At 67.8% G+C, this 16,979-nt stretch carries 15 protein-coding genes; 1 reads left to right on the forward strand and 14 read right to left on the reverse strand.

Going from position 1 to position 16,979, the window contains the following annotated elements; translation table 11 throughout:
- Window positions 1–108 precede the first annotated feature (108 nt).
- The 3 genes from C1H66_RS10785 to C1H66_RS10795 form a co-directional block, all read right to left on the reverse strand.
- Complete coding sequence (locus C1H66_RS10785; protein WP_102627885.1) at window positions 109–762, reverse strand: sugar O-acetyltransferase; 654 nt, start codon at window positions 760–762, stop codon at window positions 109–111.
- 126 nt (window positions 763–888) lie between these two features.
- Complete coding sequence (locus C1H66_RS10790; protein ID WP_102627886.1) at window positions 889–1,599, reverse strand: LrgB family protein; 711 nt, start codon at window positions 1,597–1,599, stop codon at window positions 889–891.
- Complete coding sequence (locus tag C1H66_RS10795; RefSeq protein ID WP_102627887.1) at window positions 1,596–1,973, reverse strand: CidA/LrgA family protein; 378 nt, start codon at window positions 1,971–1,973, stop codon at window positions 1,596–1,598. Before C1H66_RS10795 ends, C1H66_RS10790 begins: the two co-directional genes overlap by 4 nt.
- 419 nt (window positions 1,974–2,392) lie before the next feature.
- Here C1H66_RS10795 and C1H66_RS10800 point away from each other — a divergent pair, with 419 nt between their 5' ends.
- Entirely contained in the window at window positions 2,393–3,802 is a 1,410-nt protein-coding gene (locus tag C1H66_RS10800; protein WP_102627888.1) for a PhoH family protein, read from the forward strand.
- Between the two features lie 44 nt (window positions 3,803–3,846).
- Here the strand turns inward: C1H66_RS10800 and C1H66_RS10805 are convergent, their stop codons facing one another.
- The 11 genes from C1H66_RS10805 to C1H66_RS10855 form a co-directional block, all read right to left on the reverse strand.
- On the reverse strand, window positions 3,847–5,652 hold the full coding sequence (locus C1H66_RS10805; protein ID WP_170064133.1) for a complex I subunit 5 family protein: 1,806 nt from the start codon (window positions 5,650–5,652) through the stop codon (window positions 3,847–3,849).
- On the reverse strand, window positions 5,649–7,154 hold the full coding sequence (locus C1H66_RS10810) for a complex I subunit 5 family protein (RefSeq protein WP_102627889.1): 1,506 nt from the start codon (window positions 7,152–7,154) through the stop codon (window positions 5,649–5,651). Before C1H66_RS10810 ends, C1H66_RS10805 begins: the two co-directional genes overlap by 4 nt.
- Window positions 7,151–8,638, reverse strand: a complete 1,488-nt coding sequence (locus tag C1H66_RS10815) for a complex I subunit 5 family protein (RefSeq protein ID WP_102627890.1) — start codon at window positions 8,636–8,638, stop codon at window positions 7,151–7,153. Before C1H66_RS10815 ends, C1H66_RS10810 begins: the two co-directional genes overlap by 4 nt.
- A complete protein-coding gene (locus C1H66_RS10820) occupies window positions 8,635–9,312 on the reverse strand; it encodes a hydrogenase subunit MbhD domain-containing protein (RefSeq protein ID WP_102627891.1) in 678 nt (225 codons plus the stop codon). Before C1H66_RS10820 ends, C1H66_RS10815 begins: the two co-directional genes overlap by 4 nt.
- Before the next feature lie 9 nt (window positions 9,313–9,321).
- A complete protein-coding gene (locus C1H66_RS10825; RefSeq protein WP_240618281.1) occupies window positions 9,322–9,597 on the reverse strand; it encodes a hypothetical protein in 276 nt (91 codons plus the stop codon).
- A 47-nt stretch (window positions 9,598–9,644) separates the two neighbouring features.
- Window positions 9,645–11,111 carry a sensor domain-containing diguanylate cyclase gene (locus tag C1H66_RS10830; RefSeq protein WP_170064134.1) on the reverse strand — a complete coding sequence of 489 codons (1,467 nt, stop codon included), beginning with the start codon at window positions 11,109–11,111 and terminating at the stop codon, window positions 9,645–9,647.
- 187 nt (window positions 11,112–11,298) lie between these two features.
- Window positions 11,299–11,967, reverse strand: a complete 669-nt coding sequence (locus C1H66_RS10835) for an alpha/beta hydrolase (protein WP_102627893.1) — start codon at window positions 11,965–11,967, stop codon at window positions 11,299–11,301.
- Window positions 11,968–12,054: 87 nt separating this feature from the next.
- Window positions 12,055–13,824, reverse strand: a complete 1,770-nt coding sequence (locus tag C1H66_RS10840; RefSeq protein ID WP_102627894.1) for an SLC13 family permease — start codon at window positions 13,822–13,824, stop codon at window positions 12,055–12,057.
- Window positions 13,825–14,014: 190 nt separating this feature from the next.
- The gene (locus tag C1H66_RS10845; protein ID WP_040185674.1) at window positions 14,015–14,221 is read right to left on the reverse strand and encodes a cold-shock protein; all 207 of its coding nucleotides are present in this window, start codon (window positions 14,219–14,221) and stop codon (window positions 14,015–14,017) included.
- Window positions 14,222–14,422: 201 nt separating this feature from the next.
- On the reverse strand, window positions 14,423–16,075 hold the full coding sequence (locus C1H66_RS10850) for a GMC family oxidoreductase (protein ID WP_102627895.1): 1,653 nt from the start codon (window positions 16,073–16,075) through the stop codon (window positions 14,423–14,425).
- A 67-nt stretch (window positions 16,076–16,142) separates the two neighbouring features.
- The gene (locus C1H66_RS10855) at window positions 16,143–16,949 is read right to left on the reverse strand and encodes an ABC transporter permease (protein WP_102627896.1); all 807 of its coding nucleotides are present in this window, start codon (window positions 16,947–16,949) and stop codon (window positions 16,143–16,145) included.
- Window positions 16,950–16,979: the final 30 nt, after the last annotated feature.

Raw genomic sequence — 16,979 nt, forward strand, 5'->3', positions numbered from 1 at the left:
GGTGAGTGTTCGTTACCCATGGCCGATTCCCTGGCAAGGACTTCGCATCAGATAGCAAGGGTGCGACAAGCCCTCCAGTCAGTACTTACTCACCTGACATACCCGGGATCAGCGATCGTTCAAGCCCTTACCCTCGAGAATGCTCGGTATGCACTTTTCGATTCTCGACGTTCGCGTACTGGGTAGAGGGAGTCGCGATTCGCCACTTTCGAGAGCGCGTATCACCCGGCAGGGGTTGCCAGCGGCAAACACATCCTCGGGGATGTCCTTCGTCACCACGCTGCCGGCGCCGATGACCGAACGGACGCCGATCGTGACACCGGGGCAGAGAATCGCCCCGCCGCCGATCCAGACATCATCGCCGATGGAGATGGGCCTGGCGGCTTCCAGGCCGCTGCGGCGCTGCTCGGCATCGAGCGGGTGGGTGGCGGTGTAGACCTGCACATTGGGGCCGAACAGCACGTGGTTGCCGATGGTGACCTGGGCCACGTCGAGGATCACGCAGTTGAAGTTGAAGAAGACCCGCTCGCCCAGGGTGATGTTGCTACCGTAGTCGCAGTAGAAAGGCGGCTCGATAAAGGTGCCCTTGCCCATGGCGCCGACCAGTTCGAGCAGCAGCCGCTTGCGCTCCCTCCCCTGGTCGTCGCGGGAGTCGTTGAACGCCTTCATCAGCAGGCGGGCGCGATGCCGCTCTTTGGCCAACTGCGGGTCGAGCGGGTCGTAGAGATCGCCGCTCAGCATCTTCTCATTTTCCGTGCGCATCGTTTCCTCATCCGTTGGCGGTAAGCGCCCCCCATCCAGCAAGCACTTACTCACTCTAGATCACCCGATGGGAACGGTCTCGTGCTGGGCGGACCGGCGAACGCACCGTCCAACGGCAGCGTCACGTCACAGGCCCAGCAGGCGCCATACCAGCGGCAGGAACAGCGCGGTGAACACCCCCGTCAGGCTCATGCCGAGCGAGGCGAAGGCGCCGGCCGTGGGGCCGAGTTCGAAGGCGCGGACGATGCCGATGGCGTGGCCGTTCACGCCCAGCGCGAAGCCGAGGATACGCTTGTCGGTGATCCTGAGCAGGCGGGCCAGCAGCGAGACGAAGATGGTCGACATCACGCCGGTGATCAGCAGCCCACCGAGCATCAGCGACAGCGAGCCGCCGATCTGCTCCATGATGCCCATGGCCAGGGGCGCGGTGACCGACTTCGGCGCCAGGGAGGCCAGCACTACGGAGGGCGCCCCCAGCAGCCAGGCGATCAAGACGGAATAGAACGCCGCCAGCACGGCGGCGAGCGGCAGGCAGCACAGGATCGGCTTCCACAAGGCGAAGATATGCTGTCGCTGCTGGTAGAGCGGCACCGCCAACGCCACCGTGGCGGGGCCCAGCAGCAGGGTCAGCCAGGCCACGTTGCGCTGGTAGTCGGCGTACTCATAGCGCAGCAGCCAGAGGCTTGCCGCCGTGAGCACGGCGCCGATCAACACCGCCGGGCACCAGCTTGGCCGGCCGAGCCGTTCGAACAGATGAATGCCGCCGAGATAGGCCGCCAGGGTCAGCGCTATGGCGAGTATCGGGGTGTTCAGCAGGGAAGCGTGCAGGTCGCTCATGGCTCGCGCCTCCGTGCGTCGGCGTTCGCGGCTTCCTCGGGCATGAAGCGCCGCATCAGCCAGAGCGTGGTCAGCACGCTGAGGAAGGTGCCGACACCCAGGGCGACCATGATCGCCATCCAGTGGCCGGCGAACTCATCGATCACGAAGAACACGCCCACCACTCCGGGCATGATCAGCATGGCGAGCAGCGGTATCAGCGCCTGGCTCGCCGTGGCCACGCTCTCGTTCAGCCGTCGCTTCACCAGCAGCCAGGCCAGCAGCAACAGCAGCCCGGCCATGGCGTGGGAAACAGGAAGGGACAGCAGTTCGACGACGACATGGCCGAGCAGTTGGAAACCGAGCAGCCACAGGAACCCACGCAACAGCTTCATGCCATCTCCACGAAGAAACCCAGGTGAATACCTCTTGCTGCCAAACGACGAAAGGCCACGGCGCCATGAATGGATAGGGCATAATGTTAACACGCTATCGTTATGGCGTGAGTGGGTCGGCGCGACGGGTATCGGCTGCCATCGCGATACCCTCTTCCACCGGATCGACGCCGATGGCACTCTGGACGGGGAGAGCGTTTTCATGGACCCGGAGATCTCTCGCTGAGAGAGCGTTGATCCGCTGCTTTGCAGCATGAGCAATCCATGTCCATGCTGATAGTATGGACATATCCAGTGTCCAAGCAGAAACAGGAGGTGAGCAGACGCGCTGAGCAGGACGGCACGACCAGCGCCCTGTCACATGGTTGACATCGTGCGCCGTGAGTGTCGACACCATGACGACAAGGAGAGCTGCGCCGATGGTACGCATCGACAAGAAGGCCACCCGGCTGTATGTGCTGGACACCAATGTCCTGATCCACGACCCCGCCGCCCTCTACCAGTTCGATGAGCACGAGGTGGTCATCCCCATGACCGTGCTCGAGGAGCTCGACAAGCACAAGAACGGTATCCGCGAGATAGCCCGTACCGCTCGCCAGGTCAGCCGCACCCTCTCGGACCTGACCGCCAACGTCAACGTCGACCTGATTCGCGATGGCATTCCCATCACCCGGCTCGCGGGCCCCGAGGGGCGCCTGCGCCTGCTGTGCTACAACGACCTCAAGCCCCTGGATCCCCTGCCCGACAGCCCCGACAACCGCATTCTCGCCGAGACCTGCCGGCTACGCGAGGAGCGCACCGATGCCTCGGTGATACTCGTCACCAAGGACATCAACCTGCGCGTCAAGGCCGCGGCGCTGGGCGTGCCGGTGGAGGACTACCTCAACGACCGCGTCTTCGACGACTCCGACGCCATGATCGATGGCGCCCGGATCTACCCCGATGCCGGCCACGATGGCAGCGGCCTGTGGGACAGCCTGAAGGTCGACGTACGGGTCGAGCGCCATGCTGACAAGGTGGTCTACCAGCTCACCGGCGACATCCCCGCCGAGTGGCACCTCGGCATGCTGGTCTCCGACAGCGACAACGGCGCCAGCTTCGAGGCCATCGTGCGCGAGGTCAGCCCGCAACTGGCCAGCCTCGAACTGCTGACCAACTACCGTCACGGCGCCAGCGTGTGGGGCGTGCATGCCCACGACAGCCGCCAGAACTTCACCCTCAACCTGCTGATGGACGACGACATCGACCTGGTCACCATCGCCGGCAGCGCCGGTACCGGCAAGACCTTCATGACGCTCGCCGCCGCCTTCCAGCAGACCCTCGACACCAAGCGCTTCGAGCGCATCGTCTTCACCCGGGCGCCGATCTCCATGAGCGAGGACATCGGCTTCCTGCCCGGCACCGAGGAGGAGAAGATGTCGCCCTGGATGGGCGCCTTCCACGACAACATGGACAACCTGCTGCGCGACGAGGATGGCGGGAGCAGCTGGGAGAACGGCGCCACCCGCCAACTGCTCGGCTCGCGGGTGCAGATCCGCGCCCCCGGCTTCATGCGCGGCCGCACCCTCAACGACACCTTCCTGATCATCGACGAGGCACAGAACTTCACGCCCAAGCAGCTCAAGTCGCTGGTCACCCGGGCCGGCCGCAACACCAAGATCGTCTGCCTGGGCAACGTCGGCCAGATTGACACCCCCTACCTGACCGCCAACACCTGCGGCATGGCGGCCGTGGTCCAGCGCTTCCGCGACTGGCCCCACGCCGGTCACGTCACCCTCAAGAGCGTCGAGCGCTCGCGGCTGGCGCTGGCCGGAGAGGAGATGCTCTAAACCCACCGGGGCGCCACGGGTCGATCAGGCGAGTCGACCGGCCCTCAGGCAGTGCCCCACATGGTCATCGCCAGCACGATGGCGATGACCATCATCAACACCGCCGCATGGCGGCGTAGCCACCCCTCGGCGCGGGACACCGCCACGAGCCGGCCTTTCCACCTGCGCTCTCCCTCGACCAGGCACGCGACCAGCACGGCCCTGGTCTCGCCGAGCCACGCCATCGGGCCCTGTACCCGGCCCCGACACCCCCACCAGGCAGCGGCAAGCGGCCACCAGAGATCGCCGGGCGGCAGCCGCCCATGGAGGTGCCACGGCCAGCGACGCGCAGCCCATGCCGCCGCCACGGCCAGCCCCACCCCCAGTGCCACCGGCCACAGCAGGCCGGGCAGCTCATCCACCGGCGGCCACGCCGGTCGCCCGAGCGGCAGCCACCAGGGCAGGGTGCCGGCCGCCAGCAGCATTCCCAACCAGGCCAGCGGCATGGGACCGGCCAACGGTATCAGGCCATCACGCCGGGCCTGAACCCCGCTCTGCCACTGCCGCCACAGCGCCCGGGCCATCAGCGCCGTGGTCCCCACCGCCGCCAGGCTCAACCAGGCCACCACCCCGGAATGGCCCGACTCGTAGAGCGGCGACTTGAAGGCCCACTTGGTGGCCAGCCCAGAGCCCAGCGCACCGGCCAGCGACAGCGCCGGGAGCGCCAGCAGGCTCCATAGCAGCCAGGCCGGAACGCGTGGGGGGTGCTCGCCGATGCTCACACCGAGAAACAGGGCGCCCTTGGTCAAGCCATGGTGGGCGGCGAACAGCACCACCGCCGCCGAGATCGCCGGCCAGGCCATGGGCGCGATCAGCCCCATCGCCACCAGGGCGGTGATCATGCCCATCTGGCTGACGCTGGAGTAGGCCAGCACCGCCTTGGGATGGCGCTGGCAGACACCGTAGAGCGCCGCCCCGAGGGCCGCCAGCAGACCGGCCACGAGCATCACCCGGCCCAGCCGGGCGAAGGCCTCGCCGGCGCCCGGGTCGCCCAGCGGCAGAGACCCCAGCCAGCCCACCAGGCCGGCCTTGACCATGGCGCCGCTGAGCACCGCACTGGCCGGCGTCGGCGCCACCGGGTGTGCCAGAGGCAGCCACAGGTGGAGCCCCGCCACCCCCGCCTTGACCCCGAAGCCGAGCCACAGCAACACGGCCATCCAGACACCCTGCTGCGCCGCGGCAATGGCCTCGCGCAACCCGCCCAGGGTCAGGGTGCCGGCACTGCCCGCGGCCCACAGCAGCCCGGCGAGGATCAGTCCCTCGCCCAGTACCGCCATCACCAGATAGGCCAGGCCGCCGACACGGGCATCCCGGGTTCCGGCGTGCACCACCAGGCCGTAGGCGGCGAAGGTCATGACGGCAAACCCCAGGTAGAAGCTGGCGATGTCCTCGGCCACGATCAGCAGCAGGTTGCCGGCGAGCGTCAGCGGCCAGAGCAGTGCGAAGCGCTGCAGCCGGCCACCGGCGCTGCCGTCACCGGCCTCGAGGCGCGCCTGCTCCGGGGCCAGATAGCCGCGGGCATGGAAGCCGGCCAGCCCCCACAGCAGTGCGGTGAAGGCCAGCAGCGGCCGGCGCAGCCCATCGAGCTCCCAGACCCCACCGAGCATCCACCACTCCAGCACCAGTTGCCCCGGCGGTGCCAGCATCGCCAGGCCGAGCGCCGGCAGCGGGGCCGTGCACCAGAGGCCGTCGAGCAGCCGCCGCGAGTGGCCCGGCGAAGCGAGCGCGGCGCGCACCGGCACCCGTAGCGCCAGCGCCAGTGGCCACAGCAGGGCCAGCCAGAGGCCGGCCGCGAAGAGCAGCGAGGTCACGGCAGGTACTCCTCGATGGCGACCCGGGTGGCCCACTCCAACGGGCTGAAGGGCATGCCCGCCAGCACACCGGCCAGCACGCTGAAGGCCGCCGTGGCCAGCGTCGGCCAGAGCAGCCAGCCACTGGTCTCGAAACGGCCCAGGCGGCGTTCCCCGGGCCACTCACCCCGCCCGTGGTCGGGACCGGGACGAAACCACAATCGATGCAGGAGCGGCAGGAAATAGGCGGCGTTGAGCAGGCTGCTGGCGACCAGCACCGCGATCACCCAGGGCATGCCGGCCTGCACCGCGCCGGTGCCCAGGTACCACTTGCTGAAGAAGCCGACCACCGGTGGGAGGCCGACCATGCCCAACGCGCCCACCGTGAAGGCCAGGCTGGTCAACGGCATGCGCCGGCCGGCGCCATCCAGATCGTCGATGCGATGGATGCCCAGCTCCTCGGCATAGTTGCCGGCGCAGAAGAACAGCGTGATCTTCATCAGGCCCTGGTGCAGCAGGTGCGACAGCGCAGCGATGGTGCCCAGGGGCCCGAACAGGCCGACGCCAAGCACGATGTAGGCAACCTGGCTCACCGTGGAGAAGGCCAGCAGCGGCTTGAGCTCCTGCTGGGCCAGGGCACGCAGCGAGCCATAGAGGATGGTGACGGTGGCGATGGCCACCAGCCCATGGAGCAGGCCCAGCTGGTGGCTCAACTCGATGCCGTAGACATCGTGGACCAGTCGCACGATGCCGAAGGCACCGGCCTTGACCACCGCCACCGCATGCAGCAGTGCGCTGACCGGCGCCGGCGCCACCATGGCCCTCGGCAGCCAGCCGTGCAGCGGCACCAGCGCCGCCTTGACCCCGAGCCCGAGGATCAGCGCCACGAAGATCGTCACCAGCATCGGATGCCGCTCCGCGCCCAGCTCGGCGAGGATCTCGCGTTCGCCGAAGCGGATGTCCCCAACCAGGCCATGCAGCGCCACCATCCCGATCATCAGCACCAGCCCGGCGCTCAGGGTGAAGCGCAGGTAGACGGCTCCCGCCGCCAGCGCCTTGGGAGTGCCCCGATGCACCACCAATGGATAGGTGGAGAGGGTGAGCAGCTCGTAGAAGATCAGGAAGGTGAACAGGTTGCCGGCCAGGCTGATGCCCAGGGTACTGGCCACGCAGAGGCTGAAGAAGCCGAAGAAGCGTTTGCGGTTGGGCGAATCCTCCAGATAGCCGATGGCATAGAGGGTGGTGCACAGCCACAGCAACGAGGAGAGCCCCGCGAACATGATGCCCAGGGCATCGGCCCGCAGCACGAAGCTCATGCCCTCCATCACCGGGAACTCGACGGCATACTCCCGGCCTTGACGCAGCCCCCAGACCATCCAGGCCACCACCCCCAGCTTGATCACCGCCGCCCCGAGGTTGAGCAGGGTCCTCGCCCGGAAGGCCCGCTCGGGCAGCATGAAGATCAGCACCGCGGCGAGCAGCGAACTCCCCAGGGCGGCCAGGGGAAACCAGGCGCCAGTCATGGCTCCCCCCCGCCCGGGCGCAGCATGGCCAGGGGCCAGTCGGCGGCCAGGCCCAGCCCCAGGGCCGTGAGCGCCAGCAGCAAGGCAATGAGGTCCATCCCGACCGGCAGTTGCCGGAAGTCATGACGCGGTGCCTCCTCGACGAAGGTGTAACGGAACACCCGGAAGACATAGGCAGCGGTGAGCAGCGACCCCAGCGCCAACACCAGCACCCAGGGCCATTGGCCGGCGAGCAACGCCGCCTGGAGCAACAGCCACTTGGCGGTGAAGCCGGCGCTGGGCGGCAGCCCCATCAGGGTCACGGCGGCAATGCCAAAGGTCATCAGCGCCAACGGCAGCCGCCGGCTGGTACCGGCCAGCTCCGCGAGTCCGCCGTGGCCGGTGGCCAGCAGCAGATTGCCGGCGGCCATGAACATCGCCGCCTTGGCCAGGGCATGGCCGGCGAGCTGCAGCCAGGTGCCCTGCCAGGCGAGTGCCGCTACCGCCTCGCTGGTGCCGATCAGCAATGGAAAGGCCAGCAGCAGGTAGCCCAGCTGGCCCACCGTGGAGAAGGCCACCACCTGCTTGAGCCCCCGAGCCCGCCAGGCCAGCAGTCCGCCCCACAGCACCGCCGCGCTGCCCAACCCACCGAGCACCCAGGCCCCAGCCACCTGGCCCGGTATCAGCAACAGCCAAAGCTGCAACAGGATGAAGAAGGAGGCCTTGACCACCAGGGCGCCGTGTATCGCACTCACCGGGGGCCAGGCACTGCCATGCACCGGGGCGAGCCAGGCGTGCAGGGGAAAGATCGCCGCCTTGAGGAGTAACCCGGCGCTGAGCAGCGCCACGGCGATCCAGGTCACCGGCCCGGGCTCGACCGTCGCCGAGAGGCCGGCCAGGTCCAGCCGCCCCCAGGCGCCCAGCAACAGCGCCACCCCGAGCAACCAGGCCAACGACCCCACCAGGGCGAAGAGCAGGTAGCGCATGCCCGCCGCAAGAGCGTCTGCCTGGCCCGGCAACAGCATCATGGCCACGGCACAGAGCCCCATCAGCTCCAGTGCCGCATAGAGGGTGAGCAGGTCGGCGGCGAGCCAGATCAGTGCCAGCGAGGTGGTCAGCCCGCCCAACAGCGGCCACAGCCAAGCGGCCGCCCGCCGCGGAATGCGCGCGGCCTGGCGATGGCCGACGGCATAGGCGGCACTGGCGAGCATCAGCAGTTGAGTCAGCAACAGCAGCAGTGCCGAGAGGGCATCGAGGCGCAGTTGCAGATCGAGCGCCCCGAGCGACACGGGCGCATGATGACCGCCGTGCGCTGCCACGGCGGTCAACAGCCACAGGGTGATCGCCGGCAACGCGACCGCCACCACCGGTGCTGGATGGCGGGGAGGGAAGCGCATGGCCACCACTCCCAGCAACGGCGGCGCCAGCAGGGCCAGCGACAGTGCCGCCATCATGGCGGGAGGAAATGCTTCCGGGGAAGCGGCCAGGCCGAACCAGGCGCTCATTCGCCGCCTCCCGGCTCGTCCTCGGCGACCAGGGTCACGCGACTCTCCAGGGCATGCAGGCGACGGATCAGGACCGCCCCCAGCAGAGTGCCGAGCCACGCCACCACCAGCCCCACCAGGATCAGCGCCTGGACCTCGGCCCGGGCGCCGGCGAGCCCCGCCAACAGCAGGAAGATACCCGACCCGAGCAGATTGAAGGCGAGCAGTCGACGCAGCAGGTGGGTATGGGTGGCGAAGGCCCAGGCCCCCAGGGTCATGATGGCGAGCCCCGCCGGCAACAGCGGTCGCCGGCGCCCTTCGGCCAGGAGTTCGACCACGCCGGTGCCGAGCAGCAGGCCCACCCCCATGGCGACCAGGATCGCCCACGCCACCGCCACCAGCAGCCGGATCGGCACCTGGCGTCGGCGCCTCAGGAAGTGATCATGGGAGGGCGGCCCCGGCTCGCGTGACCAGGTACCCAGGGCATGCAGCAGCGCGAGGCCGGTGAACAGGGCACCGAACAGCGCCTCGGCCAGGCCCAGCCAGGGAGCCCCCAGATGCCACCAGGCCAGCGCCATCATCAACGCGAAGCCGATGAAGGCGAGACAGGCCCGTGCCAGCCGACGATCGACCAGACAGACCAGCGCCAGGCCCACCAGCAGCCCGGCGTGGACGAGAGGGACGAAGGCCGACATCCAGTCGGATCAGTCGGAAGGGCTGTTGGCGGCCTTCTCGATCAACGCTTCGCTGTCACTGCCCGGCCCCTGCTGCAGCACGGTCTCGGCCTCGTGATAGAGACAGACGTAACGCCTGCAGGACGCACAGAACACCTTGTCGTCGGGATTCTTCACCTGGGAGACCCGCATGCGATGGCTGCCACAGTTGGGACAGGCCACGGGCAGGCGAAAATCGGTGGAAAGATCGGGCATGCTCACCTCCTCCATGGCATGGCGGGAAACGAAGACCTCTTCTCCAGTCATGGGGGTTATCCTGCACCCTTCAAGGCGGGGATGCCAATCCGGTCGCGTCACGAAGCTCCGCGGGACGTGACGGAGGGGCCCTGGGCGCTGATGCGGTTGCGGCCTTCGCGCTTGGCCCGGTAGAGCGCCCGATCGGCCCGGGACAACGCCCCGTCCAGGCTGCCGCCCGGCTCGAGGATAGTGAGCCCGAGGCTGACGGTGAAACGGAGCATCACGCCATCCACCTCCAGCTCGATGGCTTCCACCGCCAGACGCAGACGCTCGAGAATCTCCCAGGCCTGATCCGGGTCGCTGTCGACCAGTATCACCGCGAACTCCTCGCCACCGATGCGGGCGAAGAGATCGTACGGTCGCAGGCTGTCACGGCAGCTCATGGCGAAGGCCTGCAGCGCCAGATCGCCGGCCGCGTGGCCATGGGTGTCATTGAGGTGCTTGAAATGGTCCAGGTCGAGCATCGCCAGCGGCACCCGACGACCATGACGCTCGGCAAGCGCGAGCACGGCTTCCCCCTGCTCGAAGAAGGCACGCCGATTGAGCGCCCCGGTGAGCATGTCGGTACCGACCAGTTGCTGGACCCGCTGCTCGGCCTGCTTGCGCTCGCCGATGTCGATGAGCAGGCCATCCCAAAAGGTCTGGCCGTCGCGCCGGCGACGAGGTACCGCCCGGCCCTCCAGCCAGCGCACGCCGTCCGGCACAAGCAGCCGGTATTCCAGCCACCAGGGCTCCAGGCTCACCGCCGACTGGGCGATCGATGCGGTGAGCCGATCGCGATCCTCCGGGTGGACCCGCTTGAGCAGCCGATCGGCATCGTCCAGCACCGCTTCCGGGCTCAAGCCACAGAGCCGCTGCAACTCCTCGCTGAGGTAGAGGAAGCCGATCCGACCACTGGTATCCTGCCGGGCCTGGAAGATCACCGCGGGCAGCCGGGAGACGGTACCCTGCAGTTGCTCGAGCAGCATCTGGTCGTGCAGGTAGCGCTGGCGCATGCGGGTAACGTCGCGCTGGACGAGCAGCAACCGCCGTCGGCCGTCGGGCTCCTCGAGCAGCGGCAACACCACGGTATCCTGGTAGCATCGCTCGCCATCGGCACGCCGACAGGCCAGCACACCCTGCCACGGCTGGCCACGGGCGGCGGCGAAGTTCAACGCATGGTGCATGTCGCCATGCAGCGGCTTGACGTCCAGGGTAGTGACACGCCTGCCGAGCAGCTGTCCGGGCGGGTAGCCCGCATGGTGCTCGAAGTCGGGGTTGAGTTGTTCCACCACTCCCGCGTCATCGACCAGTATCACCGCCCCGGGGAAGCCGGCCAGCAGCCGGTCGGCCAGGCGTTCCTCGGCGCTGCGTCGCCGGTCGCGGGCGCGGGCCTCGAGGCGCTGGATCACCACCAGGCTGACGGCCAGGACCAGCCCTACCAGCCCCAGGGCCGGCCAGACACCGAGCAGGGCACCGGCACCGCCGACCATCAACGCCAGGGCAAGCGCCGCCATGGCGCCGAACGCCCAGCGACGTCGCACCCGATGCTGACCCTCATGTCTTTCCCTACGCCCTGGCCTGGCTCTATCCATGCGCCACACCTACCTTGGGGTTTCTCGCTGACGACAGCGATCGGCCTCTAGTGGGCCTTCTCGGCCTACAGTACCCCAACTTCGGCGGCGAGACACCCTGACCCGCCGTACCGAGCCCGTCGACGCGGGCTTGGCGTCAAGCGGCGAGCCGCTCGGAGAGCCACGTGCCGATATCCGTGACCTGCTGCGGGCAGACCGCATGGGCCATGGGATAGCGGCGGTAGTTCGCCGGGTAGCCCAGCGACCGGACCTTCTCGAAACCGGCCCTGCCCAGCGCCTCGGGCACCACCGGATCGAAGCTGCCGTGATGCACCTCGATGGGCAGGCCGCGATTGGCCTCGGCGAGCTCGATGCTGTCGGCGGTGGCGAAGTAGGTCGACAGGGCGAGCAGCCCCCCCAGCGGCTGGGCGAACGACAGTGCCGCCTGGTAGGCGACGGCGCCCCCCTGGGAGAAACCGGCGAGGATGATCCGGCGGCTGTCGATGCCGTGGTCGATCTGTTCGCTGATCAGGGCCTGGATGCGCCCGGCGGAGGCCATCAGCTGCCGCTCGTCGATACGGCGGTCGAGGTTCATCTCGAGGATGTCGTACCAGGCCGGCATCACCATGCCGCCGTTGATGGTCACCGGCAGGCGTGGGGCATGGGGCAGGATGAAACGCACGGCGTCGTCGCTGGGCAGCGGGAGCGCCGGCACCAGCGGCTCGAAGTCGCTGCCGTCGGCACCGAGGCCATGCAGGATGAAGACACAGGCGTCGGCAGGCCGGCCGCTGCGCGGCTCGATGATCAGTTCACCAGGAGTGCTCATGGGGTCGGTTCCGGGGACAGTGGATGGGGCGATCGAAAGCCGACACCCTACCGCAATCGACGGACGGCGGCGAGATGACAGGCCGCCTCAGAAGGGCCAGATCAGCGGAATGAGGGTCAACGCCACTGCCCCGGTGAGCAGGTTGAGCGGCCCGCCGAGGCGCAGGAAGTCGCTGAAATGGTAGCCTCCCGGGCCGTGGACCATCAGGTTGGTCTGGTAGCCGATCGGCGTGAGGAAGCTCGCCGAGGCGGCGAACATCACCGCCACCACGAAGGGCATGGGATCGACCCCCAGGCTGTCGGCGCTGGCCATGACGATGGGGAAGGTGATCACCGCGGCCGCATTGTTGGTGACCAGGGCCGTGAGCAGGGCCACCAGCACATAGACCGCCACCAACAGCGTCCACGGGTTGCCGTCGGCCAGGTCGAGGACGGCGCCGGCCAGGACGACCGCCGCCCCGGAGGCCTCGAGCGCGGCACCGAGCCCGAAGGAGGCGGCGATGGTCAGCAACACCTGGGCGTCGAGGCCACGCTTGGCCGCCCCCACCGAGCAGCAGCCGGTCAGTAGCGCCAGGGCCGCCCCCAGCATCGCGGCATTCATCATGCTCATCACCCCCAGGGTGGCCAGCAGCACCACGCCACCGAGGATGCTCCAGGCCAGCCAGGCCTTCTCGTGCACCGGACGCGCCGCCCCATTGACCTGGCTGATCAGCAGGAAGTCCCGCGACTGGCGATGCCGCTCGATGAACGGTGGCCGAGCCTCCAGCAACAGCACGTCGGCGGGCTGCAGGCGGACCTGGCCGAGGTTGCCGGCGACCCGCTCGCCGCCACGACACACCGCCAGCACGGCGGCGCCATAGAGGGTGCGGAAATGGCCGTCCCGGATGCGCTGGCCGACGAACTGGCACTGGTTGGAGACCACCGCCTCGACCAGGCGGCGCTCCTTGAAGTCCTTCTCCAGGCTGGATTCGCCCTGGCGCGTGGGCACCAGGCCGCGCACCTGCTGCAGTTCCACCGCGCCCTCGCTGGTGCCGGCGAAGACCAGCCGGTCGCCGCCCTTGAGACGCTCACCGGGGCCCACCACGCTGACCACGTTGCCATCGCGCTCGATCTCCACCAGGAACAGCTCCTGCAGGTGGCGCAGGCCGGCCTCCTCCACCGTGCGATCGACCAGCGGACCGGAGGCATCGACCTCCATCTCGATGGTGAACTCGCGGGGGTTCTCGAAGACCGCCTCGGCCCCTCGCCGTGCCGGCAGCAGCCGTGGCCCCACCAGGATCAGGTAGGCCAGGCCGACCACGGCCACCGGTATGCCCACCCAGGCGATGTCGAACAGCCCCATGGCCAGCGAGGGGTCACGATCGATCAGCAGGCCATGCACCACCAGATTGGTGCTGGTGCCGAACAGGGTGATGGTACCGCCGAGGATCGAGGCGAAACTGAGCGGCATCAGCAGCCGATGCGCCGGCACGCCCACCCGGCGGCTCCAGCTCAGCACCGCCGGGATGTAGGTGGCAACCACCGGCGTGTTGTTGAGGAAACCGCTCAGCGAGGCCACCGGCAGCAGCAGGCGAGCCAGCACCTTGCCCTCGCCCCGGGGCCGCCCCAGCACATGGCGGATGATCAGATCGATGCCACCGGTCTCGCGGATGCTGGTGACCAGCACGTACATGAAGGCCACGGTGAACAGGCCACTGCTGGAGAAGCCGCCGAGCGCCTGTTCGGCGTCGATCACGCCCAGGGTCAACAGCAGGATCACCGCCCCGAGCAGGACGATATCGGGACCGAGACGAGAGAAGGCCATCAGCGGGAAGACGCCGATGACGACGACGAGGGAAATCCAGGCATCCAGCGGCATGGGGCATCCGATCACTCAGGAGGACAACCGGCCTATTGTGAACGCCATCGCATATTCTAAAAAGTTATTTTTAGAAATTCATCTATTCGATAAATGAATAATAAAATCGGACCTTCACACAGCAAAAAGGCCCGCTTGCGCGGGCCTTCTTCTACTGCCGTGAGGCAGTCACATCAAGATCGAATGGCGATTAGCCGATGACCTGGATGTTGGAAGCCTGGAGGCCTTTCTTGCCCTGGGTGACGTCGAAGGAGACCTTCTGACCGTCCTGCAGGGACTTGAAGCCTTCAGCCTTGATCTCGGAGAAGTGAGCGAACAGGTCGTCACCGTTGTCGTCCGGAGAGATGAAGCCGAAGCCTTTGGTGTCGTTGAACCACTTGACGGTACCGGTAGCCATTATCGAATTCCTCGAATAGCGTTTGATTTGCCGGGAAATACCCGAGTTGCAGTGGGTAGAACAAGAAACTTTTCACCGGGAAATCGACGCCATGGGCTGCTCGATGACCACCTGCGATGTTCGACTTGCTAACCAACTGCACGCAGCATGCCCCCTTGCCGGGCGCACGTCAAACCTTATTTGCACCGCATGACAAGAAAGTTACGCGCCGGCAAGGATCCAGCCCGCCGCCTTCTCGGCGATCATCAGGGTCGGCGAATTGGTGTTGCCGCTGGTGATGGTCGGCATGACGCCGGCATCGACCACCCGCAGGCCCTGTACGCCGCGCACCCGCAGGTGCGAGTCGACCACCGCCCGGGGATCGTCGTCACGGCCCATCCTCGTGGTCCCCACCGGATGGAAGATGGTGGTGCCGATATCGCCGGCGAGCCGCGCCAGGTCGTCGTCGCTCTGGTACTGCACCCCGGGCTTGACCTCCACCGGCTCGTATCTCGCGAACGCCGGCTGCTCGGCGATGCGCCGTGTCACCCGCAGCGAGTCCGCCGCCACCTGGCGATCCTCCGGTGTGCTCAGGTAGTGGGGCGCGATCGCCGGCGCCTGGTGCGGGTCGCGACTGCGGATGCGCACGGTGCCGCGGCTGGTCGGGTTGAGGTTGCAGACGCTGGCGGTGATCGCCGGGAAGTCGTGCAGCGGCTGGCCGAAGGCCTCCAGGCTCAGCGGCTGGACGTGGTACTCGAGATTGGGGTGCTCGTACTCGCTGGAGCTGCGGGTAAAGGCCCCGAGCTGGGAGGGCGCCATGCTCATGGGGCCGGTGCGGCGCAGCACATACTCCAGCCCGATGCGCGCCTTGCCCAGCCATGACGCGGCCAGGGTGTTGAGGGTCCTGGCCCCGGTGAGGCGATAGACAGAGCGGATCTGCAGGTGGTCCTGCAGGTTCTCGCCGACCCCGGGCAGCTCGCACACCACGGGGATGCCGTGCTCGGTGAGCAGGTCGACGGGGCCGATGCCGGAAAGTTGCAGCAGTTGCGGCGAGCCGATGGCCCCGGCGGAGAGGATCACCTCGCCACGCACCTTCACGCCGTGGACCCGGCCGCCACGCTCGACCTCCACGCCGCTGGCCCGCGGCCGGCCGCCCTCCCCCTCCTCGAACAGCAGCCGCCGCACCTGGGTCGAGTGCCAGAGCACGAAGTTGCTGCGCTTCACGCAAACCGGGCGCAGGAAGGCCTTGGCGGTGTTCCAGCGCCAGCCCGCACGCTGGTTGACCTCGAAGTAGTCGACACCCTCGTTGCAACCGCGGTTGAAGTCGCGGGTGCGGGGAATGCCGGCCTGGACCGCCGCCTCGGCGAAGGCGTCCAGCACCTGCCACCTCAGGCGCTGCCGCTCCACCCGCCACTCGCCGCCGTGGCCATGGAAGCGCCGGTGCTCGCCGTCGGCGTCGGCGTTCCCATCCAGGCGATAGTGGTTCTCGTGCCTGATGAAGTCCGGCAGGCAGTTCTCCCAGCGCCAGGCCGCGTCACCGGTCGCCTCGGCCCAGCCGTCGTAGTCCCTGGCCTGCCCACGCATGTAGATCATGCCGTTGATGCTCGAGCAGCCGCCCAGGGTCTTGCCCCGCGGGTAGATCAGCGAGCGACCGTTGAGGCCGGCATCCGGCTCGGTGCGAAAGCACCAGTCGGTACGCGGGTTGTTGATGCAGTAGAGGTACCCCACCGGGATATGTACCCAGTGGTAGTTGTCGCGCCCTCCCGCCTCGATGAGCAGCACCCGGTTGGCGGGGTCGGCGCTCAGGCGGTTGGCCAGCAGGCAGCCGGCGGTGCCGGCGCCCACCACGATATAGTCGAATTCCTGCTCGGCCATGACGTGCTCTCTCTCGATGGCCCGGGTTCGGCGTGCCGGGCCATCGCCTCGTTGTGGTGGATGGCGACTATACGCCCTTCACGGCACCGGCTGCCTCACGCCGCCGCTTCACCTCGTAGGCAACGGCCAGCACCACGGTGAACAGGATCAGGATCAGCCCCAGGGCATTGACCGCCGGGGTCAGGCCGGTGCGCACCTTGGAGGCGATATAGACCGTCAGGGTCGTGTCATAGCCGACCACGAACAGCGTGGTGTTGTAGTTCTCGAAGGACTGCAGGAAGGCGATCACCGCCGCCGAATAGATCGCCGGCTTCAGGTAGGGCAGCAGGATGCGGCGGAACATCTGCCACTGGCTGGCGCCGAGATCGAGGGCGGCGCGCTCCATGGTGCGGTCGAAGCGCTGCAGCCGGGCGGTGACCATCAGCATCACGTAGGCGGCGATGAAGGTGGCCTGGCCCAGTACGGTGAGGAAGATGCCGCCACTGACGCCGAACTGGCGCCAGAAGATCAGCGTCGAGATGCCGATGATCACCCCGGGGGTGAGCAGCGGCGAGAGGATCAACGCGTAGAGGAAGGGCTTGGCGCGGCTCGAGACGGTGTTGAGGAACAGCGCCGTGGCGATGCCGATGGGCACCGCCACCACCAGCACCCCGACGGCGACGATCAGGCTGTTGGTCAGCGCCTGCCACATGCCGCCGTCGGCGGCGAGCTCGCCGAACCAGCGCAGGGTGGTGCCGTCCCAGGGGGTCACGGTGGGAAAGCGGCTGTCGTTGAAGGTGGCTGCGCCCATCACCAGCAGTGGCAGGAACAGATAGGCGAAGAACACCACCACGTAGAAGCGCAGCCCGAAGGCCAGCAGTCGCTGAGAGCTCATCCTGCCCGTCCCTGACGCCTTTGCCACGCT

Origin of the sequence: Halomonas heilongjiangensis (assembly GCF_002879645.1) — a bacterium.
Lineage (GTDB): Bacteria > Pseudomonadota > Gammaproteobacteria > Pseudomonadales > Halomonadaceae > Halomonas > Halomonas heilongjiangensis.